We start from the raw sequence: 22,644 nt of genomic DNA, 5'->3' as shown, positions 1-22,644 counted from the left end.
CTTCCCGAAAAGAGATCAAACTGAACCTTTCCATGCGTTAATACGCATATAAAAAAATGGAGCGGTCACCCGCCCCATTTTCCCAATTCAATCTTGTATATTATTCGAAAGAAGAATCTTTGGCAGGACGACGTCCTTCATTGTTACTTGGACGCGGTTTGCGGTCACGGTTGTAACCACCTTCTCTGCTTCCACTTCCACTGCTGCTGTTACGATCACGGTTGTAGCCACCACGTCCGCCGCCGCTGCTGTTGCGATCACGGTTGTAACCACCGCCGCTGCTACCGCTGCTGCGGTTTCCGCTGTACCCCGATGGTTTACGTCCGCCAGAGCGAACATCAGGTTTACGACGCTTCGCACGGATCGGATCTTCAGGAGTCAGATCAACTTGAGCATCTTTTTTGTCGCCTGTCAGGAGCTTCAGTGCAGCCGACAAGAGTTGAACAGAATCATATTGTTCAAGCATTTGAATCGCGATACCTTTGTATTCGTTCAGTTCACCAGATTGTACGATTTCGAGCAGACGCTCAGCTGTCAAGCGTTGTTTACCTTCAACTGCTTCTGCCATTGTTGGCAGTGGTTTACGTGGAATACGATGACGTGTTACACGCTCGATAAAGTGCAGATGGTCGATCTCACGCGGTGTAACGAAAGACCAAGCAGCACCCTCTTTACCTGCACGACCTGTACGGCCGATACGGTGAACATAGCTCTCCGGATCTTGCGGAAGGTCAAAGTTCACAACGTGAGTTACGCCGGATACGTCGAGACCACGAGCAGCTACGTCTGTTGCAACAAGTACATCAATGCTGCCGTCACGGAACTTACGCATTACTGTATCACGTTGGTTTTGGGACAAGTCACCATGAAGACCATCAGCCGAATATCCACGTTTTTGCAGCGCTTCAGCCAATTCGTCAACACGACGTTTGGTACGTCCGAATACGATCGCCAGTTCAGGAGATTCCATATCCAGCAAGCGGCTGAGTGCTTCGAATTTTTGACGCTCAGGCACTTCAATGTAAGCTTGGTCAATCAAAGGTGCGCTTACTTGTTTAGGAATCACGGATACATGCTCAGGGTTGTTCAAAAATTGTTGAGCCAATTTTTGAATATTAGGAGGCATTGTAGCTGAGAACAGCATCGTTTGACGCTCGTCCGGAACTTGTTTCAGGATGGATTGAATATCCTCCATGAAACCCATGTCGAGCATTTCATCTGCTTCATCCAATACAACAGTTTGTACATCATCAAGCTTGATTGTTTTGCGGTTGATATGGTCCAGGAGACGTCCTGGTGTACCAATGATGATCTGTGGTTTTCTTTTCAGAGCACGGATTTGACGAACGATATCTTGTCCTCCGTAAATAGGCAGGGAACGCAAACCTTTGAAGCGGGTAAGTTTTTCGATTTCTTCGGCAACTTGGATCGCAAGTTCACGCGTAGGTGCCATAATGAGGGCGCGGATTTTTTCATCGCTTTTGGAGATTTTGCTGATCAATGGAATACCAAATGCAGCAGTTTTACCAGTACCTGTTTGCGCTTGACCGATCAAGTCTCTGCCTTCAAGAGCAAGAGGGATTGATTTGGATTGAATCGGAGTTGCCTCTTCAAAACCAAGTTCGGTGATCGCTTGAAGCACCAGTGGTTCAAGATTGAAGTCTGTGAAATTTAAATTTGTCAAAATTATTCATACTCCTTCTATATGGTGGACATGGTGGACAATCCACTTTGTTGTCTGTATTCTTAAGTAGCGTTAATATTTATAGGTTATCCCATCAGGTCAAATTATTTTCATAAACCGTCATAATTCGTGAATGGGTCCCCAACATAAGACTAAAACTACATACATGCGTTTGAAACATTTCAAATTTTATCGTTCCATTTGGAAAAAGTTTCCTACTCAAGAATATCCACAAATCATTATATCACAAAACAAATCAAGATTACCAGCAATCTGGTTTTAAATATAAATGAGGTGATTAAATTGCCCAAAATGATTTGGCACTTTTCAGTAATTGTATTGGGTGCTGCAGCTATTGCTTGCGGCTTCAACTGGTTTTTGGTTCCCCATCAGCTTCTTAGCGGCGGGGTATCCGGTATTTCCATGCTTTTGGGTTATTTCACTAAGTTGAATCTTAGTATCATGTATTTTGTTCTTAACATTCCCCTGCTCATTGCAGGTTGGTTTATTCTTGGACGACGTTTCATTACATTAAGTATTCTCTCGGTAGCAGCCACTTCCTGGTTCATTGCGCTTCTGCCTGTTTTTGTTGTGGCTACAGACCCCCTTCTAAGCTGTGTTTTCGGAGGTGTGCTTGTAGGATTGGGAACCGGAATATCTTTCAGAGTCGGCGGCTCGACGGGCGGACTCGACATCGTCGGTTCCATTTTCACTCGTCATCGCGACTTCCCGATTGGGACGGTGATGGCCGGGATGAATGGTTCGATTATCATGCTGGCAGGTTATCTGAATAACAACTGGAACATTGCACTTGCTTCCATGGTGTCGATCTACATCACGGGCAAAGTACTGGATCTGATCCATATCAGCCATGTCAAAGTAACACTGTACATCATTACGAATGAAACGGAAGCGATGTTAAAAAAATTGCTTATTCGCCCTCGGGGGGTTACCAAAATCAAAACCCAAGGGGCATATACCGACATCGAAAAGGACATGTTAATGACAGTGACTACTCGCTACGAGCTTGTTGAAATCAAACGTATTATCAAGGAAACAGATCCGAACGCCTTTGTTAACATTGTGGAAACGGTCGGTGTTATGGGCTCTTTCCGCAGAAGTTGAGGCAGATGTACGGTTAACAATTCAAAACATTGTGGTATAATAACGGTGTACGGCTCCTAAATATGTTGTATAGCAGGATGTGCCCTTCAATTTCACAGAACCATGTGCTTTTCCGATTCGCGCCGAATGACTTACCATTTTGGAATTCGAGTAGGAAAGGGTGATTATTGTGGATATGGAAACGGTAAAACTGTTTGAAATCGTCAACAGATGGTGCCCGGAAATGCTCCCTTTCTTAAAACCGAATGAGCTCGACTCACTGATCGTTCTCCGGGATGGGCTGGGCATCCTTGAACAGGGAGACGCTATGGAAATCATTCAGTACAGTATTTGTGAGCATCAAAATGAGATTTACATTCAATAATTTTTTTAGATTGGTCACGCCGCTTCTTGTGAGGTTATCCTCAACAGGAAGCGGTTTTCATTTTTTCCATGTGTGTTTCATTACTTGATGAATATGGTTAAAAGCCCAGAGGCTTTATTGTATAATTCAAACATGGAATGCACATAAGGGAGTGAAAATGAATGAACATGTTATGGGCTTTACTGGCTATGGCCTGGGGAAGCTTTAGTGCTGTACCCGTTACAGTCGATCAAGGGACTCAACCCCTTCAATCAATAACAAACAGTTTTACCACCGCCATCATTCAATCTCAAAAAGATCAGGTCGTTATTGATGCAGATAACCCGCCTGCCAAAATTGACCCACAACCCGACGCACCTGTTGTCAAAGGCATTTATGTAACGGCCTACAGCGCGGGTGGTGCCCGTATGACACAATTGCTTGATCTGATGGATGATACAGAACTCAATTCCATGGTCATTGATATTAAGGACGATCTCGGATACATAACCTTCCCTACGGAAAACAAAACCCTGCAGCAGATGGGCAAATCCCAACCCTTTATTCGCGATATTGATGCGTTGATGAAACGTCTGAAAAAACATGAGGTTTACCCGATTGCCCGTGTTGTCGTCTTCAAGGATACGATTCTGGCCAAGAAAAATCCGGAGCTCTCTTTCCGCAATAAGGACGGCTCCATATGGGCCAACGGAAAGGGTGACAGCTTCGTTAATCCCTACAGCAAGGAAGTCTGGGATTACAATATAGAGATTGCCAAGGAAGCCGCCAAACTGGGATTCAAGGAAATCCAGTTCGATTACGTTCGGTTCCCGGAAGGTTTCGAAACGCGTGCAGACAAACTGAAGTACATCAAATCCGACAAGTCCCGAGTGGATATCGTAGCCGAATTTGTACAGTATGCACGTAAAGAACTCGCTCCGCTTGGTGTTCGGGTCTCGGTCGATATCTTCGGCTATGCAGCCTCTGTGCCCGCAGCAGAAGGCATTGGACAGGATTTTGTTAAAATATCCGAAAACGTGGATGTCATCTCGCCAATGGTTTATCCAAGTCATTACTCCACGGGCTGGTATGGTGTGAAAGACCCTGATAAAGATCCGTACACCACGATTAAAGGCTCGATGGAAGACACGCACAAGAAACTGGACCCAACCAAGGAACTCAAACCCGTGATTCGCCCGTGGATTCAGGACTTTACCGCAAGTTGGCTGGGTAGCGGACATTATATCAAATACGGCAAAAAACAGGTGGAGGACCAAATTCGTGCAATGAAAGACATGGATGTGGATGAGTATTTGCTCTGGAATGCCTCCAATCGATATACGCCAGATGTAAACTATAAATAATGCACTCTTCTTCTCATTTCATCCAACGACCTCGTTCCGTCTGAGACGGAACGAGGTTTTTAATATGGCCCTCAGACCTCATTGCTCTCCATTTAAACTTCCGCACTACATGATCCTTCCCTATTCAAATCGGGCAAAATCCACTACAATAAATAGCTGTCCGTATATGACAGTTTAGTGATAACTCTTAAAGAATAGCGAGGCACCGCCAGTGAACATGACTACCACAAGCTTTTCTCAGAAAATAAAACAATTCCTGATTATATTTCTACCCATTTTCACCACACAAATCGCGCTCTCTGCGATGTCATTTTTCGATACCAATATGTCAGGCAAATTCTCCCCTGCTGATCTCGCGGGTGTGGCCATTGGCACAAGTCTGTGGATGCCGGTGCAGACAGGCCTTAGTGGTATTCTGATCGGAATCACCCCTGTTGTCTCCCATCTGCTTGGTTCGAAGCGCAACGACAAGATTGGTAGCAGCGTTGTACAGGCGTTATACCTCGGTGTTGCGGTAGGTATCGTCGTCCTTGCAGCAGGAACCATGCTGCTCAAACCCATTCTGAACGGCATGCCGCTGGAGCCACGGGTTGGCCAAGTCGCTTTCTATTTCCTTTGTGCACTGGCTTTTGGGGTTATTCCACTCTTCGGCTACACGGTGCTTCGCAGCTTTATGGATGCATTGGGACAGACGCGGATCACCATGATGATCACTTTGGTCTCGCTGCCAGTAAACATCTTCCTGAACTATTTGCTCATCTTTGGACGCTGGGGCTTTCCCCAACTCGGAGGTGTCGGAGCAGGTGTGGCTACAGCAAGTACATATTGGCTTATTTTTCTCATCAGCCTCTTTTTTGTACACCGGGTTGAGCCCTTTGCCAAGTATGGTATCTTTCGGCAAATGCCTAAAATTTCATTGAGCAAATGGAAAGAGCTGCTCAAGATCGGCGTCCCCATCGGTTTCGCTACTTTTTTTGAAACCTCCATCTTTGCAGCAGTCACATTATTAATGAGCCGGTTCGACACCATTACGATTGCTGCCCACCAGTCGGCCCTGAATTTTGCCTCTACGCTGTATATGCTGCCGGTGAGTATATGTATGGCCCTCACGATTCTTGTGGGCTATGAGGCCGGTGCAGGCCGTGTGAGAGACGCTAGACAATACAGTCTCCTGGGCATCGGAGGTGCTATCGGGCTCTCTCTGTTGACAGCTGTGGTATTACTGGTATTCGGGGAACAAATTGCGGGGGTGTATTCCAATGATCGCGAGGTTATTGCTTTGACCCAACACTTCCTGATTTACGCCATATTCTTCCAAATCTCCGATGCGATTGCTACCCCGACGCAGGGTGCACTTCGGGGTTATAAAGACGTGAATCCAGCCCTGATTATCACGTTTGTCGCGTATTGGATCATCGGGTTGCCGGTTGGCTATATCACAGCCACGTATACCTCACTTGGAGCCTTTGGGTACTGGGTGGGCTTGATCACCGGTCTGGCTGTTGGAGCAACGGCACTTCTCTGGAGATTGTTCCTTGTGCAGCAGAAAGCCTCGGTACATCTGGCTGAACATAAACAATGAATATAACAAAGAGCACAGCCTTCGGCAAGAAGGGACTGTGCTCTTTTGGTTATGGTTTTATGCTATTGAGATAAGCGTTGTGCAAGCTCATACGTTTCCATATCAAAATCTTTTTTCGTGTTAACCACTTTATCGATATCGGTCAAGGTCAATTCACCTTTGATAATACCGCAACCTTTGTCCGTCTCACCAGCAATCAGACTGCGAACAGCGAAGTCTCCCAGACGGCTGGCGAGGTTACGGTCAAACGGAGTTGGCGTTCCACCACGCTGAATGTGACCGAGTACAGTTACTCGCGGCTCATACGTAGGACAACGTTCCATCAGTTCTTTTGCTACATCTTCCCCTTTGCCCACACCTTCAGCAACGATGACGATACTGTGACGTTTACCATGTGCAAAGTTGGCTTTCATACGGTCGGCCACTTCGTCCATGTCAAACGGAACTTCAGGTACAAGAATCGTTTCTGCACCGGATGCAAGCCCTGCATGCAATGCGATATCGCCACAGTGACGGCCCATAACTTCAACAATGGAAGAACGTTCGTGTGAAGACATCGTATCACGCAATTTGTTAACCGCATCTACCACTACGCTTACTGCCGTATCGAATCCGATGGTATGATCGGTGAATGAAACGTCATTATCAATTGTTCCTGGAAGGCCCATCGTGTTGATGCCCAGCTTGCTCAGTTTGTTGGCGCCGTTGTATGAACCGTCTCCACCAATAACAACCAGACCATCAATGCCGCGTGCACGCAGAATGTCTGCGCCTTTTTGCTGACCTTCAGCGGTATAGAACTCTTTGCAACGCGCAGACTGCAGAACCGTTCCCCCACGCTGGATGATATCCCCTACACTCCGGAGATCCATTGGGAAAATATCGTTATTCAAAAGACCCTGGTAGCCACGTTGAATACCGTATACTTCGAGACCGTGAAACAGTCCGCTGCGAACAACCGCACGAACAGCCGCGTTCATCCCCTGCGAATCACCACCGCTCGTTAAAACTGCGATTTTCTTTACTGCTGTCATGATGTTTCTTCCTCCTCTAGTTTCACTTCAGGCCCCCACCACAATACGCCTGACTTACATATGCTTTCGGATCCAGCGGCTGAAGATAAAGAAAAATACTCGTGTCATCGGACTATTTTTCATCAGACGCTTGGAAACGACGCGAACTTCCTGCTGTTCGCTGACTTTGGGATCAGACAGGTAAATGGCAAGCAATCCTTCAATAATCATTCGGTGGAACGAACTTCCCGGAATCTTCTGCACATCACTGCGGGCCATCTCCACAATAAAAGCAATTCGGTCCAGCATTGTCTCTACATTCTCATAATAATTGCAGAAGTTGAGATCTCCCCCGATCCGATCCTCATCCTGATCAATTAAGTAATCGAGCATAATGTGCAATGCACATACATGAGGAAAATAGGCAGTATGGATTGAAGCCGCCTCTTCTTCCGTCAGATGACCGTCACTTGCAGCCAGAAACAGCATGAATACGCCCAGCGTAGAGCCCGTAGCGGCAGCAAATTCGTTCCAGCGGAACTGAGGTGTACGGTGGCGATGCTCCGACCACCATTCGAGCAATGCCGTTTCCCTCAGTTCCGGCTTGATGTGCTTATATACCTGCAGGTCCGTGTATAGGCCTGCCAGATCCTGAATTTGAGGCTTGGCGGATGCATAGCCAGGCAGCTGACGAGTCAGTTCCTGACATGTAGTCACCAGATTCCGCAGGTACCCACCGTCATCCTGCTCCTCACGGAGCGCATAATAATTGACAGGAGTTGCCTCGGGATCTACCGCATCAAGCATGGATTGATGGAGAAGCCGAAAATCATTCGGGTCCATCGATGTACTGCGATCACAAAGATTGTCCAAATAATCACTAATAGTCTGATATGAAACGATCAGCGGAATCAGAATGTGCCTGTTCGGCAAATCAGGTAAAGCGTATACGGTTCCACCTTCACAGTGGAATTGCTTGTCCCGGAGACTGGCAAGTGCCTGATTACGCAATTCCTCATTCGGAATTTTCTCCGCCTGGGCACGCCATCCATTCAGTTCCTTTCGCGTTTCCGGAATGGTGTACTTATACACCCCTCTCATCAATGCCAGCGGTCCACGCGGATATTGATGACGATTTCGATTTGATTGGCTCAAAATAAATGTGCCTCCACTTGGTTGAATACGTATTAGAGCGATTTTTAACCAATCTCATTATAATATGATCCCCTTAATTGTACAAATGATCTACCTCATAATCCGCACATAAAATCACATCTGCTAACCACTTGCTGCAAAATAATCCCAACCATTTGCGTCACTTGTAACTCAACTTATCAAAAGGCACTACATCATTTCCAACTATTAAAATCACTGGCAAAAAATACAATCAATAATCATGTAAGGCTTGGAGATATTAAATTCTGCAATGCAAATTACCCACAGGGAGGAATTCAAGTATGAATAAAGCAACCATTGTTTCACTATCTGCTTGTCTGATGCTGGCTGTTTCCGGTGCTTCTGTATCTGCTTCTGCATCCGCTGCAACTGAACCGATGCACAAAATGGAGAAATCCACACACAAAGCAGAACACAAAGCAGAGCACAAATTGCACACGAAATCGCATAAAGGCAAAGAACACAAGCTGCATCAAGAATCCGCCAAAAAAGAGCACAAAATCCATGCAAAAAGCGTTAAACCAAAAGCTCTTCCCAAAACAGGATATGGCGGAGTCAGCGAGTAAAAAAAAGCAACAAGAGAAAAGAATATTTTTTCTTTTCTCTTGTCTTTCTATTAAATCATTAAGGATGAGAATTGGATGAAAAACAACCTCCCATTATCCGCTATTGTAATTTACCTTATGATTGTTTCCCTGATTCTGTCTCCTATGGGGAGCACTGCGAATCATTCCGCTTTTGAAACAACAGCACCACAAGCAGTTCTCGGTACTCCGATGGAGTCCAATACAGGGCTGCAGAATGTCAGGATTATGAAGAAACCTGTTCGTTTGTGTATTCCTTCGGTACATTTGAGCACTTCAATTACGCCCATTCATCTATCAGAGGATGGACATCTACAAGTACCCAAGTCCAGTGAAGTCGCAGGATTATATGTGGATGGAATTTTGCCAGGAGAAAAAGGAAATGCCATTATTGCCGGTCATGTGGATAACTACACAGGGCCAGCCGTTTTCTACCCGCTTAAACATCTGAAGCCAGGTTCTCTTGTTTTGCTGTTTGATCAGGATAACCATTATCTCAAATACGAGGTAATACAGGTTCAATCCTATTACACAGAGCAAGCACCTTTGGATAAAATATTCGGCGACACCCCGGAAAAGCAATTAAACCTGATTACATGTACAGGAAAGTACGATCGTAAAAAAAAGGAGCACGAAAAACGCCTGATCGTGTTCACCCGATTGGTTGAATAACATGTAAAGAGGAGAAAAAAATGTATAAATGGATAACGATGCTCCTGGTTTGCTGTTTGTTTCTGGAGATACCTCATTCGAGACCTGTAGAGGCTTCTTCCCCAATAACGGAACAAGAGATCAAAACAAATCTGGAAGATATTTTTTTGCAGAGATCGAAGTACTTAGCAGAACAGCAACATGATATGGATCGCTATTATGATCTGAAGTCCACTTTGAGCCGTCACGCCTACACAATGGAAGTCAATCGTAAAACATATCTCCATGCATGGGCTGAACACCGTAATATGAAAATTATCGATAGTAATTCCAAAATCCATATTTCCCGAATCCTTATCAGGGACCAAACGGCTACCGTTTCACTAGGTCATTCGCAGCAAATCACATACGCCTATAAAGATCAACTCTCCCAACCCCATTCGTTCGGACTCGGAACATGGCACGCCGCCACCTTGAAAAAAGTGAATGGCCAGTGGATCGTTTGGAAGGAATGGTATCTTGATCCGCTTGAAGAGAATCCTCATCGCATTTCGGAAGGACTTCCCCTCTCGCCGCCCCATCGTCCTGAACTGAAGGACGGCAAGAGATATAAAAGAAAGCAAGCGGTAGCCTACGCAAACAAATATGCCGGGATGGCCGGGGGAACCAACGACAAGGTCCGGTACAATGCCAAATATAAAAACTATAATAATCTGGGCGGCGACTGTACCAATTTTGCTTCACAAGCTCTCGGGGACCCGACGGAAGGCGGAAGACTTCCCATGAGAGGGCCATGGAGATACCATTTTTCCAAAGGCGGCACCAGGACGTGGGTACAGACAGATGCACTCAAAAACTTCCTGCTGTACTCCGGGTATGGCAAAACAATCGCGAAGGATTCCTTTTCGAAGCTGGTCGCAAAAACGGCCACACACCCGTATGGAGCCATAGGAGAGTTAGAGGCTGGGGACCTTATCGCCCATGTTATGAATAATGATGTGGATCATTTCTCTGTTGTTACCGGATTTGATCAGCGCGGTTATCCTCTCGTCAATTCCCATACAGCTGACCGATTTCAGGCACCTTTTGATCTGGGTTGGGACAATAAGACGACCTATATCCTCATCCATATTCAGGACTGATCACCCGAAACGCACATACTTGACTCCTTTGGATCATATAGATCATGGACAAGATGTTCGTGTTGGATGGAGTGAAGTGGATGAACTGGATGAACATCCCCCCTGGTCTGAAGCAGACAGGCATCCGTATTGGTGCGGTCTCCTTGGTCAAAGCGATGGGTCTGATTGGACGTATTATACTTACCCGCATGGCGGGGCCGGAAGGAATAGGTTTGTTCCAGATTGCCTATTCTTATTTCGGTTTCATGCTCATGCTGATTACGGGAGGGCTTCCCACCTCCCTGGCCATGTACACGGCCAGGCAGCCAGCACTTGGCTGGATCTGGTTCAAGCGTTTGTCCGTCTTGCTGGTGCTCATTGGCGGAACGCTCTGTTTGCTTACACTCGCATACTCTTCAAGCATTTCCAGGTGGCTGGGGAATCCTGTCCTGGAGCCGTTTATACGCTCCCTGTCCCTGGCCATATTTGTCGTCCCCCTGTTAAACCTGCTTCGGGGATATTTGCAGGGTCTTGAGCATTATGGTGTCATTGCTGTCTCGGAGCTGATGGAACAAGCTGTTCGTATCGGGATTATGCTGGGCGTTACCTGGTTGTGGCTGCCTAAGGGTGTAATGTTTGCTGTGGGAAGAAGTTTGATTGGGACGGCAATCGGAGGAATTGCTGCGTTTGTGGTACTGCTCCTTTTTTTGCGTCATGTCGGGCAAAAAAATGGAATACAACCTTTGACTCCTACAGGGGCTTCGGACGGCCTTTGGCTCATCAAGAGCTCATTGGTCATATCTGTCACCCGACTGCTGATTCCTTTTTCCGATATGCTTGATGCGATCATTATTCCGTTAAGATTGCAAACCGCAGGATATACCTCCACACAAGCCACAGCAATGTACGGTCTGCTTACGGGGATGGCACTGCTCGTTGTGTACATGCCCACTACTGTAACCGCGGCCATCTCACATACCCTGACCATGAAACTTGTTCTCGCCTGGCAAGAGCAGCGTTTTGTTTATTTTGTGAAGAACAGCCGTAAAGCTATGGAACTGGTGTGGATTTCAGGGATCATCTCTAGCTCCTTTTTGTGGATATTCAATCGGGGCCTGTCACAACTCTTTTTTAATTCTACACAAACCGCTGAGCTGATTCGCTGTTTGAGCCTCATTCCTCTGCTTGTTGGTATCCGTGAGGTATCTACCAGTATATTGTGGGCACAGGAGAACAAAAAAGTCAGTTTGATCGGAACAACAATCGGCATCACGGTGGCTACCCTCTCCCATTATTATCTGATCCCTCTTGATGGATTTCATCTTTTGGGTGCTGTTGCCGGTGTATTGCTGATGGAATTAACCATCATGGCTGGCAATCTGATCGGGTTGAGAAACGTGCTAAAAGAAATTCACATGGGCAGTCTGGCTGTTCATACTCTGGTCATAGCAGCAATCTCGGCCCTTGTAATTGGATTGGGAGATTGGATCATCCTGCCCGTGAACTGGGGAAACTATTCCATTCTTCCAAACATGTTGCTATTTTTCTTGTTGAATGGAGTCTATCTGATGATCCACTATCGCTTCAGAAGCTGACATGCATTTCTTCGTCTCCGTTCGGAAAACGCTTGCAGAAAACCAGGCTGAACAGCCACTTCACTCGCAAACCACGCCTCCCTATCTATTTACATCATATCCCTTCAAGAATATAATGTTTTTATTCTTCCAAAAGAATCGGATCGCTCGCGGACCCGTCGGCATTCAGTTGCTGGCGGGCATCTTATTTCGTCCATCAAAGGAGTCGTTGACATGTCGTCAAGTGAATCACTTTCGTGGAGACGGTTATTTTCTTTTTTTGTGCCGCTTGGCATTTCCGCCTCTCTCGTCACCATTTCTCACGTTATCATTAACAGCACGCTCGCACGTTCCGCTCATCCGGAGACGGTAATCGCCAGTTATGCCATCGCTGGTAGCCTGCTGACTCTCACGGAACGCCCCTCCACCCTGCTGCGTCAGACCTGTTCGGCGTTGGTCCGGGACCGTCTTTCCTTTCAAGCCCTCACATTTGTGACCAAAATATTTCTAGCCTGTGTGCTGCTGATCGGTTTTCTCATCGTTTACTCTCCAGTTGGTACAGGTGTTTTCAAATATTTGTTTGGTGTAAGCCCTGATCTGTTATCCAAAGTGATTGACGTTTACGAGATTCTGATGTATGTCAGTATTTTTTCGGTTATTCGCAATATTTACCAAGGCATCATTATAACGAATAATCGGACCAAATGGCTGACCATCGGCATGTTATTCCGACTTGCCGGCATGTACGGCCTGTCCCTGTATTTCATTTATACTGACAGTATTGACAGTGGACGTGTAGGCGCTATCATCTTTGCTGCCGGCATGATGATTGAGGCATTAGTCAGTTTTCTTGAAGGAAACAGTATCAAGCGCAAGATGCCAGCCAAGCTCGAGGATCATCCTGTTGAACATAAGGGAGACGTTTTTCGCTTTTATAAACCCCTGCTATTATCCAGTTTTGTCGCTTTGTTCATCGGACCCGTCATTAATATCGTCCTTGGCAAAACAACCGGGATTGCTCTGGCCATTTCGTCATTCGCCGTGGCAAGCAGCCTGATGCAGCTGATGTTAAGCTTTTTTACATACATCCACCAGATCGTACTGAATTTCTATCTGATTGATGCCAAACTCGTGAAGAAGTTTGCACTAATAACGGGGTTTGTCCCCTTTGCGATGACCGTATCCATTGCCTACACCCCACTTGGTCCGTGGGTTCTTGAAAATGTAATGAGCGTTCAGGGTAATCTGCTACAGCAAAGCTTGTGGACACTGCGTGCTTTTGTATTGTTTCCGCTGATTTCACCTTTTCTTGACTTCAGCAACGGCCTGATTCTGCTGCGCGGACAGACCAAAACGATGTTTCGCTCCCAGACCGCCAATGCGATCTGTACTGTGATCGTTTTGCTTATTTTGGTCAGCATTTTCCCGGCGTGGAATGGTATGATCGGTGCAGTGGCTCAGTCTCTCGGCCTGCTCGCCGAGCTTGTCATTGTCTGGCTTGTCATCCGGCGCACACAGAAGGAGCCTACGATGTCTGTACCCTCATCCGGGAAATCATCTTCCCTCAAAGGATAAAAATTAAACGTTGTCAAGGAATGGAGTCTTTCATCATGAAATCAAGTCACACCGCCCGGCCGGATCAAACCTGGCTGCGGGCACTCATGTTCACCATCTTCGGTTCCACTGTTCTGGTAGTATCGTATTTCCAGCTCTATTTTAGTCATCTGGGATTCAGCCGGGCCGAGATCGGTTACCTGTACGGAATTGGTCCTCTCGTTTCCGTATTTTCTAATATGTTCTGGAGCATGGCCAGCGACCGATACAAAACCGTACGCAAAGTCATGATTATCCTGCTTGCCGGGCAACTGATAACTGGGGTGATGCTCGCCAATGCCACAACGTTTGGTCAGGTTTTTGTGCTGGTGACCCTGTTTTACTTTTTCTACTATCCGGTGTATCCACTATCCGATACGATGGCGATCACTACAGCGAACAAGTATGGCCGCAACTTTACTTCCATTCGGGTTTTCGGCTCCATCGGATATGCTTTCTTTGCATTAAGCATCGGGTATTTTCTTGGCTCTTTTGGTCCGGGATGGACCATGTGGGTCTGCATTGGCTTAGCTGCAACGACATTGCTGATCGGCCTTCAGTTAAAAGAGCAACCTTCGAACAGCAGTAGTAAAATGGACCTTTCGGGGTTATGGGCGATTTTGAAGCGCAGGGATGTGCTCACCTTTTTTGGTTGCGTCTTTTTGCTTGCATTGGGGCATCGGATGAACGAGGCCTTTCTTACCCTAACGCTTAAGGAGCTGGGGGCCAGTGAAGGGCTGATCGGCTGGTCACTTCTAATTTCATCCGTAAGTGAAATCCCGGTATTTTTGCTGCTCAGCAAATACGGCAATCGCTACAAGGAACTTCCCTTACTCGCTATCGCTGCCCTCATGTATACGATTCGATTATTGCTGATGTCCATCTCGGATACGCCTGCTGCCGTTGTTGCCATTCAAACGATGCACAGCGTGACATTCGGCATTTTCTACGTCACTGCAGTTCGCTATATCACCCGCTTAGTTCCGGATGACTACCGCGCTACCGGAATGGCCTTACTCACCATTGTATGGTCCAGCGTTTCTGGTCTGCTCGGCGGAACACTGGGGGGATTGCTGCTCGAACACGCAGGTAGACAAACGTTTTATCTCACGGCGATGTCCTTCTGCCTTGCTGCCCTTGTCGGATTTTCAATGAAGCTCTGGCCTGGCATGATGAATCGAAATTAGTCGATTGAAAAACAAATTAACCTGGAACGGATGCCATCAAAAAAAGCACAGCCTCCCATATGGGGACTGTGCTTGGGTTCTTATATTCAGCTGAAAGCCAATCATTTATAAGAAATCCGTTTGACCGGAAATATTCTTACAATTTGTTTACGTTAGCTGCTTGAGGACCACGGTTTCCATCAGTGATTTCGAATTCTACCGCTTGACCTTCTTCCAATGTTTTAAAGCCGTCGCCTTGGATTGCGGAGAAATGTACGAATACGTCCTCGCCGCCTTCAACTGAAATAAAGCCATAGCCTTTTTCTGCGTTAAACCATTTAACTGTACCTTTCAAATGAACAACCTCCTAAAAATATCGCCATCTATGGCGAATACCCTCATTATACTGTATGAATTTCCAATTTGCAATTTATCTTTTCATTAAAAGCCGAAAAAATTTGCTTTGAATCGTAGGGTACGGTATCATTTTACCAAAACCGTTAGTTTGGAGACTACCTATGATAAAAAAACATGAAATATACAAAACAGACAAGTGGAATATGATGACCGTTGAAGTACAAGGCAAATATCTTGTGCTTCGTGAAATATCCGAAGAATGGGGCGAGGAATGCCATACCTTCCTCAGTCGACCTGCATTGATGCACTGGGCTGAACGTCGCTTCCCGAAAGCTGACTTTGAGAACCGTGAGGATGAATGGCGTCAACTGATGGCTGCCTTCAAAGGGGTCTGATCGATGCAGCTTGATTCAAGTAATGTCGTCATCTTCATCATTCTCGCCTTCTGCTTGGGAATTGCATTAATTTTGGGGCGCAACTCCATCCCTGATCGTCTGAGACGGGGCATGGCTCTGACCGCCACCCTACTGATTTGTTTTGCTTTCTTCCTGATTGTTTACTTCCTGTACAACATGGGAGCCTAGCTTCGTCAAATATTTCAATGCTTCTCCGGTCATACTATACGGGATTATTCGTATAGTGAGGAGGAGGACCTTTGAAATACCGAAAATCGCTGTTCATTTTGCTGGTACTTAGTCTGATTCCTTCGTCCCTTTCCGCACAAGCGAGTGGGACGAAGGCAGCTTCGTCTATATATTCATCACTTCATCAAAGGAGGATTCCCATGAGTCAATTATTGAAACGTTCCGAGGTACCAACTGAACAAACCTGGAAATTGGAAGATTTGTTTGCTGATCAGAAAGCTTGGGATCAGGAATATGAAGAAGTATCGTCTTTGACCAAGAAAGCCTCCGAATTTCAAGGTAAATTAAACAAACCTGAGGCCCTTAAGAGCTGCTTCGAACTCGAAGATGAGATCAGCCTCAAAACCGAACGCCTCTTTGTGTACGCAAGGATGCATCAAGATGAAGACACAGCGAATCCTACATATCAAAATCTGTCCCAAAAAGCACAAAAATTAAGTGTGCGGGTCGGTGAAGCCCTTTCCTATGTCACACCTGAGATCCTTTCCCTTCCCGATGACCAGTTGGACGCTCTTATTTCTAACGAGAAACTCTCTGCCTATAAATTCACACTGGAAGAGATGAAGCGGGAAAAGGCGCATGTACTGAGCCAGGCGGAAGAAGCGCTGCTTGCACAGGTGGGCAATCTGTCCCAGGCACCACAGACCATCTTTAGCATGTTGAACAATGCTGATCTCAAATTCCCCAAAATCAAGGATGAGACGGGTAAAGAAGTTGAGCTCACCCATGGCAGCTATATTCAATTTCTTGAAAACCCGAATCGTGAAGTCCGTGAACGTGCCTTCAAGGCGGTATACGAGACGTATGCCAAACAGAAGAACACCATTGCTGCATCCCTGAACGCCAATGTAACCAAAAACATGTTCTATGCCAATGTTCGGAAATACCCTTCTGTCATGGAAATGTCTCTCTACGGAGATAACATTCCAAAGGATGTCTATACCAATCTTGTCGATACCATTCACGAGAGCCTTCCGCTGCTGCACCGTTACATGGACTTGCGCAAAAAATTGCTCGGTGTAGACCAATTGCATATGTATGACCTTTTCGCCCCGCTGGTGGATGAGTACAAAATGGATATCACCTACGAAGAAGCGAAACAAACCGTTAAAGATGGTTTGAAACCGCTTGGCAAGGATTATGCAGATGCACTGCAAGCAGGTTATGATGACCGCTGGATTGATGTATACGAAAATGAAAATAAACGTTCAGGCGCATACAGCTGGGGTGCCTATGGCACGCACCCTTATGTCCTGCTGAATCACAAAGACAACCTGAATAGCATGTTTACGCTGGCTCATGAAATGGGTCACGCTCTGCATTCCCACTATTCGGACACTACGCTTCCGTATCGTGATGCCCAGTACACCATTTTCCTGGCAGAAGTCGCATCCACAACCAATGAAGCTTTGCTGATGGATTATCTGCTCAACAAATCAACAGATCCTAAGGAAAAACTGTACCTGCTCACATATTATGCAGATCAGTTCCGTACAACCGTATTCCGTCAAACCATGTTTGCAGAATTCGAAAAAATCATTCATGAGCGTGCTGAACAAGGCGAGGCCCTGACACCACAGCTGCTTTCCGAAATTTATTATGACCTTAATGTCAAATACCATGGGGACAGCATGGTTGTAGACAAAGACATCGAGATGGAATGGGCACGTATCCCCCACTTCTATAACAGCTTCTATGTGTACAAATATGCGACTGGCTTCTCGGCAGCGACCAGTTTCTCAAAGCAGATTCTGGAAGAGGGACAACCTGCTGTGGACCGTTATCTTGGATTCCTCAAGAGCGGTGGCAGTGACTACTCCATCAACATTCTGAAAAAAGCAGGAGTGGATATGTCGACGCCAGAGCCCATTCGCGAAGCGATGAGTGTATTCAAGGAATTGATCGAGCAAATGGAACAATTAACCAAATAGGGTTGCTTTTTCGTCTATGTGACCTGAATCCCTTGCCCCAACGGGCAAGGGATTTTATAATCAAGCAAGATGCAAGGCCTTTGAATTAGGGTAACTGCATACATAGTCCTGAATTGTTCAACAAGGAGGCACCACCATGAAAATGCAATGGGCTCTCATTGCGGGTCTTGTTTTTGCACTGCTTACGGGAATCTTTGCCGTTATTAATGTCGATTCCGTACAAGTTAACCTGCTGTTCAATACGGTTCAAATCCCACTGATCCTGCTGATTCTGGGCTGTACCCTAATCGGGGGAATCATTGTAGGGTCTTATGGCATCTTCCGCCAATATCGTCTGCAACGCGAGAACAAGCAATTGAAATTACGTGTATCCGAATTGGAAAGCTCCACAACAAACAGCGCTTCGCTGGACTCTTTTAAAACGATGGATTCGTTCGGAACCACCGAATCGGATAGCGTTTCTGCAGAGCCAGACTCCATTCAGAGTCAGCGCAAAGGTAACCCGAAGGGTACGTTGTAATACATCAGATGCAGCCTGCTGGCAATCAGGAATGGAACTTGTGCATTCCGCTAGGCAGGCTTTATCCTTTTTTTGAGCACCTTTTTACATACTCATATTAACGAGGAGGAAATTTCAGCATGAATTTTACCATTGATGAATCTTATGTCCTGTCTTTTCTAAAAAAATTACTGGATACTCCCAGTCCGAGCGGTTATACCCACCATATTATCGAGATGATCCGCAAGGAAGCCGAATCACTGAATATCACTTGTGAATTGAACAACAAAGGCGGAGTTGTACTCACCTTGCCCGGACAGGATTCATCCAGAACAATCGGACTCAGCGCACATGTCGACACGCTGGGAGCCATGGTGCGTTCCATTACGTCTTACGGTACATTAAAGCTGACTTCTGTTGGTGGATTTACGATGAACAGTATTGAGAATGAGTATTGCATCATTCATACACGCGATGGAAAGACCTATACAGGCACCATTCTCTCCCTTCATCCGTCTGTACACGTCTACCCGGATGCACGTACGTTTGAGCGAAGTGAGAACCATATGGAAGTTCGCATTGATGAAGTAGTTTCATCCAAGGAAGACGTTCTGGAACTGGGTATCTCTGTCGGGGACTTTATTTCCTTCGATGCGCGTGCGGTCATTACGCCTAGCGGATATATCAAATCGCGTCATCTCGATGATAAGGCTAGTGTAGCTGCCCTGTTCGGTATTCTGGAATCTGCACATCGGGAAGGCTGGAAACCGCTGCATAACGTTTCGCTGCTCATCTCGAACTACGAAGAAGTTGGACACGGCGCCTCTTATATTCCTGCAGAAATCAGCGAATTGATCGCTGTAGACATGGGCGCTATGGGTGATGACCTCAGCTGTAAAGAAACGGATGTCTCCATCTGTGCCAAAGATTCTTCCGGCCCATATGATTATGACATGACGACCCGTTTGATTGAACTAGCCAAACAAGCGAACCTTGAATATGTGGTTGATATTTATCCCCAATACGGTTCCGATGGCAGCGCAGCATTGCGTGGAGGAAATAACATCCGTGCAGCGTTGATTGGTCCAGGAGTTCATGCTTCCCATTCCATGGAACGTACGCATAAAGATGCCGTCTTGAATACAGCGAGACTGCTTGCTGCTTATATTACGACCAAGTAAATTTTGAATGCGGTCAACTGAGTGATGTGGCCATACATCGTTTGAATGAATGATTCACGTAGTAATGACGATCTTGTTCGGTATGCCGACTCTAATCATGTGTAGTTAATCACTATCAAGTAAAAAAAGGACACTTCTGGCAGCATCGTTTCGGTGCGCTGAAAGTGTCCTTTTTCTTTGAAATATCTCAATCCGCTCGTTCAACATATTCACGATACCTACGTTCCAACAGCTCTAACTGTGCCTAGTGTTCACTCATTTCATTTTTCAATACATGCAGCATCTTTCGAACGATACCTCTTCCCACATCCATAATTACCCTCCTGATTCAGCCTTTCCAGCCGATCATTCCATTTCTCGTTCGTTTCTATAAATCCATTGACTTCATCACAAAAAAATCGTCCTACTCCCAAAAAGCAACTACAAGTCACTTTTGAAGAGAGGACGATTCATTGGGATATGTTAAGACTTACTTTTCTCAATCTGTTCAGCGAGCTCATTCAAAACGGTCCAGCGTTCCATCAGTTCCTCCAGATGGCTCTCTGCCTCAGCCTGCTCCGCCATTAACTCCTGCAGACGGGCAGAATCGCTGAATGATTCTTCCATCTCTTTGTTAATTCGGGCGAGATTGGCTTCGGCCTTCTCAATATTCTCATCGATCTGATCATATTCACGCTGTTCCTTGAAGCTGAACTTCAGCTTCGGCTTGGCTGCTGATACAGCAGGCTTGCTTTCCTCCGCAGCTGGCTTCGCCTTGGTCGCTGCCCCACCCGCATCATTCTCCGCAGAAGATCCTGGTGCATTCTTCAGCATCCATTCCGCGTACTCGCTGTAGTCGCCAACATGCACGCGTACAACACCGTCACCTTCAAAAGACAGCACTTTATCCACGGTCCGGTCGAGGAAGTAGCGGTCATGGGATACGACAAATACCACACCCGGAAAATCATCCAGGTAATCTTCGAGCACAGCGAGTGTCTGGATGTCCAAGTCATTCGTCGGCTCATCCAGCAGCAGCACATTGGGCGCTGCCATCAATACGCGCAGCAGATACAGACGACGCTTCTCTCCACCAGACAGACGGGAGATAGGTGTCCACTGTGACGCAGGGGTGAAAAGGAAACGTTCCAGCATTTGTGCTGCCGTAATGAGAGAACCGTCAGCCGTTTTCACATTCTCGGCCACTTCCTTGATGTATTCAATGACCCGCAAAGATTCATTCATCTCCTGGTGTTCCTGTGTGAAGTAACCCAGGTTAACCGTAGGACCTACAACTACCTCACCTGAATCCGGTTCAAGCTTCCCGGAGATCATCTGCAGCAAGGTCGATTTACCACTGCCATTTGGACCAACAATGCCTACGCGGTCACCCGGTACTGCAATGTAACTCAGATCTTCAATCAGTTTACGACCATCCGCCGATTTGGACAGATGTTCGATCTCCAGTATTTTTTTGCCCAAACGAGTGGAACCGACGGATACTTCCAATGAGCCTGAGCGATTGGGTCCCTGTTGGTCTTTCAATTGTTCGAAGCGATCAATTCTCGCCTTTTGCTTCGTTGTCCGCGCTTTGGCACCGCGACGAATCCATGCAAGCTCTGTACGCAGTAGGTTTTGCCGCTTTTGTTCCGATGCGGATTCACGTTCCTCCCGCTCAGCCTTCAATTCCAGAAAGCGGGTATAGTTAGCCTCATATCGGAATAAACGGCCATGATCCAGCTCCAGCATCACATTCGCTACACGATCCAGGAAATAACGATCATGCGTAATCATGAGCAGGGCGCCGCGCCGTTTTTGCAAATATTGTTCCAGCCAAACCACGGAATCATTATCGATATGGTTCGTAGGCTCATCCAGAATGAGCAGCTCGCAAGGATGAATCAGTGCAGAGGCAAGCGCCACACGTTTACGTTGTCCACCAGACAACGTGCCCATCAAGGCATCGAATTGACGGATGCCCAATTTGGACAGAATGCTTTTCGCTTCACTTTCCATCTGCCAAACCTGAAGCTGCTCCATCTGCTGATTCAAACGCAACAAACGCTCTTGCAAAGCAGGATCAGAAGGATTGAGCTCTATTAGCTCCATCGTTTCCGTATATTCACGTACCGTTTTCATCTCCAGGCTGTCTCCCTCGAAAACTTGTTGCAGTACGGTATTATCCGGGTTAAACTGCGGATTCTGTGCCAGGAACTGTATGCGTACATCATTCCCAATCGAGATCTGCCCTTCATCCGGTGGCTCCATGCCTGCAATGACGCGCAAAAATGTGGACTTCCCGGTTCCGTTGACTCCAACGACACCAATCTTGTCCTGGTCGCCCATGCCGAATGAGGCATCTTTAAACAATATTTTCTCACCATAACTTTTCGCAACTTGCTCTACCGTCATTATGTTCATTGCTCGTTACCTACTTCTCTGTAAAATGAAATTCAATATCAAGCTTCACTTGCTAAATTCAGGTTATACTTGCAAAAAAGAACGGCATCCGTCCAGAAACAGAGCTGCTGCAAAGGCAATTCGTTTGTTCAGATCTTCCTCGTTAAACTCCGGATTCAACATGATATCCATCTTCAGCCGGTCGAGAATTCCGATGTAAGCTTCCGCCAAGAGCACAGGCTCAGGTACATTTGCACTTTGCAGTACCGCACACACCATGCTCATATATTCGTTCATAAATGCTTTCATGAATTTCATCAGATCCGGATCGTTATTCGGGGCCATAAAAAACAGCTTGGTATGATTGCGGCGCTCATAATAATACGTAAGATGAGTCTTGGCGATCGCGGCAAGTTTATCTCCTGTATTCTCATGTGATTTCAGAGCATAGTCAAGCCTGCTGATAAAACTGTTGCAGTCCCGCATGGAAACCGCGATAAATAATTGTTCCTTGCTTTTAAAATATAAATAAATAGTGCCTTTTGCAATGCCCGCTTCATCTGCAATATCGGACATTTTCGTTTCATAGAATCCTTTTGAACCGAAAATACCGTAAGCCGCATCCAAAATAGCCTCCGATTTGTCTCCGTGCACAGTGCTCAAAATGCACTCCCTCC

At 46.4% G+C, this 22,644-nt stretch carries 21 protein-coding genes; 15 read left to right on the top strand and 6 right to left on the bottom strand.

What is annotated here, in order from left to right:
* Positions 1-100 precede the first annotated feature (100 nt).
* Positions 101-1,684: a degradosome RNA helicase CshA gene (cshA, locus tag JNUCC31_RS25975; protein WP_192265956.1), complete on the bottom strand. Its 1,584-nt coding sequence runs from the start codon at positions 1,682-1,684 to the stop codon at positions 101-103.
* A 312-nt stretch (positions 1,685-1,996) separates the two neighbouring features.
* Between cshA and JNUCC31_RS25970 the strand changes: the two genes are divergently transcribed.
* The 4 genes from JNUCC31_RS25970 (at position 1,997) to JNUCC31_RS25955 (ending at position 6,098) form a co-directional block, all read left to right on the top strand.
* Positions 1,997-2,809, top strand: coding sequence for a YitT family protein (locus tag JNUCC31_RS25970; protein WP_416234462.1), 813 nt, complete (start codon positions 1,997-1,999; stop codon positions 2,807-2,809).
* A 175-nt stretch (positions 2,810-2,984) separates the two neighbouring features.
* Positions 2,985-3,173 carry a hypothetical protein gene (locus tag JNUCC31_RS25965; protein WP_029880762.1) on the top strand — a complete coding sequence of 63 codons (189 nt, stop codon included), beginning with the start codon at positions 2,985-2,987 and terminating at the stop codon, positions 3,171-3,173.
* 161 nt (positions 3,174-3,334) lie between these two features.
* Positions 3,335-4,516, top strand: coding sequence for a putative glycoside hydrolase (locus JNUCC31_RS25960; protein ID WP_192265953.1), 1,182 nt, complete (start codon positions 3,335-3,337; stop codon positions 4,514-4,516).
* Between the two features lie 217 nt (positions 4,517-4,733).
* A complete protein-coding gene (locus JNUCC31_RS25955) occupies positions 4,734-6,098 on the top strand; it encodes an MATE family efflux transporter (protein ID WP_192273339.1) in 1,365 nt (454 codons plus the stop codon).
* Between the two features lie 62 nt (positions 6,099-6,160).
* Here the strand turns inward: JNUCC31_RS25955 and pfkA are convergent, their stop codons facing one another.
* A complete protein-coding gene (gene pfkA, locus JNUCC31_RS25950) occupies positions 6,161-7,132 on the bottom strand; it encodes a 6-phosphofructokinase (RefSeq protein ID WP_192265951.1) in 972 nt (323 codons plus the stop codon).
* Positions 7,133-7,186: 54 nt separating this feature from the next.
* Entirely contained in the window at positions 7,187-8,266 is a 1,080-nt protein-coding gene (locus JNUCC31_RS25945; RefSeq protein WP_192265950.1) for a tetraprenyl-beta-curcumene synthase family protein, read from the bottom strand.
* Positions 8,267-8,568: 302 nt separating this feature from the next.
* On the opposite strand from JNUCC31_RS25945, the gene JNUCC31_RS25940 reads away from it, so the two are divergent.
* The 6 genes from JNUCC31_RS25940 to JNUCC31_RS25915 all read left to right on the top strand — a co-directional run bounded on the left by JNUCC31_RS25940 (position 8,569) and on the right by JNUCC31_RS25915 (position 14,997).
* A complete protein-coding gene (locus JNUCC31_RS25940; protein ID WP_192265949.1) occupies positions 8,569-8,853 on the top strand; it encodes a hypothetical protein in 285 nt (94 codons plus the stop codon).
* Positions 8,854-8,928: 75 nt separating this feature from the next.
* Positions 8,929-9,543 (top strand): class F sortase, encoded by a 615-nt coding sequence (locus JNUCC31_RS25935; protein WP_192265947.1) that lies wholly within the window; start codon positions 8,929-8,931, stop codon positions 9,541-9,543.
* A 20-nt stretch (positions 9,544-9,563) separates the two neighbouring features.
* The gene (locus tag JNUCC31_RS25930; RefSeq protein ID WP_192265945.1) at positions 9,564-10,664 is read left to right on the top strand and encodes an amidase domain-containing protein; all 1,101 of its coding nucleotides are present in this window, start codon (positions 9,564-9,566) and stop codon (positions 10,662-10,664) included.
* Positions 10,665-10,744: 80 nt separating this feature from the next.
* Positions 10,745-12,238 carry an oligosaccharide flippase family protein gene (locus JNUCC31_RS25925; protein ID WP_192265942.1) on the top strand — a complete coding sequence of 498 codons (1,494 nt, stop codon included), beginning with the start codon at positions 10,745-10,747 and terminating at the stop codon, positions 12,236-12,238.
* 213 nt (positions 12,239-12,451) lie between these two features.
* A complete protein-coding gene (locus JNUCC31_RS25920) occupies positions 12,452-13,792 on the top strand; it encodes a multi antimicrobial extrusion protein MatE (RefSeq protein WP_192265940.1) in 1,341 nt (446 codons plus the stop codon).
* A 35-nt stretch (positions 13,793-13,827) separates the two neighbouring features.
* Positions 13,828-14,997, top strand: a complete 1,170-nt coding sequence (locus JNUCC31_RS25915; RefSeq protein WP_192265937.1) for an MFS transporter — start codon at positions 13,828-13,830, stop codon at positions 14,995-14,997.
* Between the two features lie 136 nt (positions 14,998-15,133).
* Here JNUCC31_RS25915 and JNUCC31_RS25910 read toward each other — a convergent pair whose 3' ends face one another.
* Positions 15,134-15,331, bottom strand: a complete 198-nt coding sequence (locus JNUCC31_RS25910; RefSeq protein ID WP_017689394.1) for a cold shock domain-containing protein — start codon at positions 15,329-15,331, stop codon at positions 15,134-15,136.
* A gap of 163 nt (positions 15,332-15,494) precedes the next feature.
* Here JNUCC31_RS25910 and JNUCC31_RS25905 point away from each other — a divergent pair, with 163 nt between their 5' ends.
* From JNUCC31_RS25905 to JNUCC31_RS25885, 5 genes are all read left to right on the top strand, one after another.
* Entirely contained in the window at positions 15,495-15,728 is a 234-nt protein-coding gene (locus JNUCC31_RS25905; RefSeq protein WP_017689395.1) for a hypothetical protein, read from the top strand.
* A gap of 3 nt (positions 15,729-15,731) precedes the next feature.
* On the top strand, positions 15,732-15,917 hold the full coding sequence (locus JNUCC31_RS25900) for a hypothetical protein (protein WP_062322137.1): 186 nt from the start codon (positions 15,732-15,734) through the stop codon (positions 15,915-15,917).
* Positions 15,918-16,117: 200 nt separating this feature from the next.
* Entirely contained in the window at positions 16,118-17,908 is a 1,791-nt protein-coding gene (gene pepF, locus JNUCC31_RS25895) for an oligoendopeptidase F (RefSeq protein ID WP_192265935.1), read from the top strand.
* Between the two features lie 136 nt (positions 17,909-18,044).
* Complete coding sequence (locus tag JNUCC31_RS25890) at positions 18,045-18,428, top strand: LapA family protein (protein WP_192265933.1); 384 nt, start codon at positions 18,045-18,047, stop codon at positions 18,426-18,428.
* A 119-nt stretch (positions 18,429-18,547) separates the two neighbouring features.
* Positions 18,548-19,588, top strand: coding sequence for a M42 family metallopeptidase (locus JNUCC31_RS25885; RefSeq protein WP_192265932.1), 1,041 nt, complete (start codon positions 18,548-18,550; stop codon positions 19,586-19,588).
* Positions 19,589-20,050: 462 nt separating this feature from the next.
* On the opposite strand, the gene JNUCC31_RS25880 is transcribed toward JNUCC31_RS25885, so the two are convergent.
* Both JNUCC31_RS25880 and JNUCC31_RS25875 read right to left on the bottom strand, forming a co-directional pair.
* Positions 20,051-21,988 carry an ABC-F family ATP-binding cassette domain-containing protein gene (locus JNUCC31_RS25880; RefSeq protein WP_192265930.1) on the bottom strand — a complete coding sequence of 646 codons (1,938 nt, stop codon included), beginning with the start codon at positions 21,986-21,988 and terminating at the stop codon, positions 20,051-20,053.
* A 63-nt stretch (positions 21,989-22,051) separates the two neighbouring features.
* Positions 22,052-22,630 (bottom strand): TetR/AcrR family transcriptional regulator, encoded by a 579-nt coding sequence (locus JNUCC31_RS25875; protein ID WP_192265928.1) that lies wholly within the window; start codon positions 22,628-22,630, stop codon positions 22,052-22,054.
* Positions 22,631-22,644 lie beyond the last annotated feature (14 nt).

The sequence above is a fragment of the Paenibacillus sp. JNUCC-31 genome, from assembly GCF_014844075.1.
Taxonomy (GTDB): Bacteria; Bacillota; Bacilli; order Paenibacillales; family Paenibacillaceae; genus Paenibacillus.
Note: the sequence above shows the minus strand (reverse complement) of the source record. Positions and strands in the feature narration are given on the sequence as shown.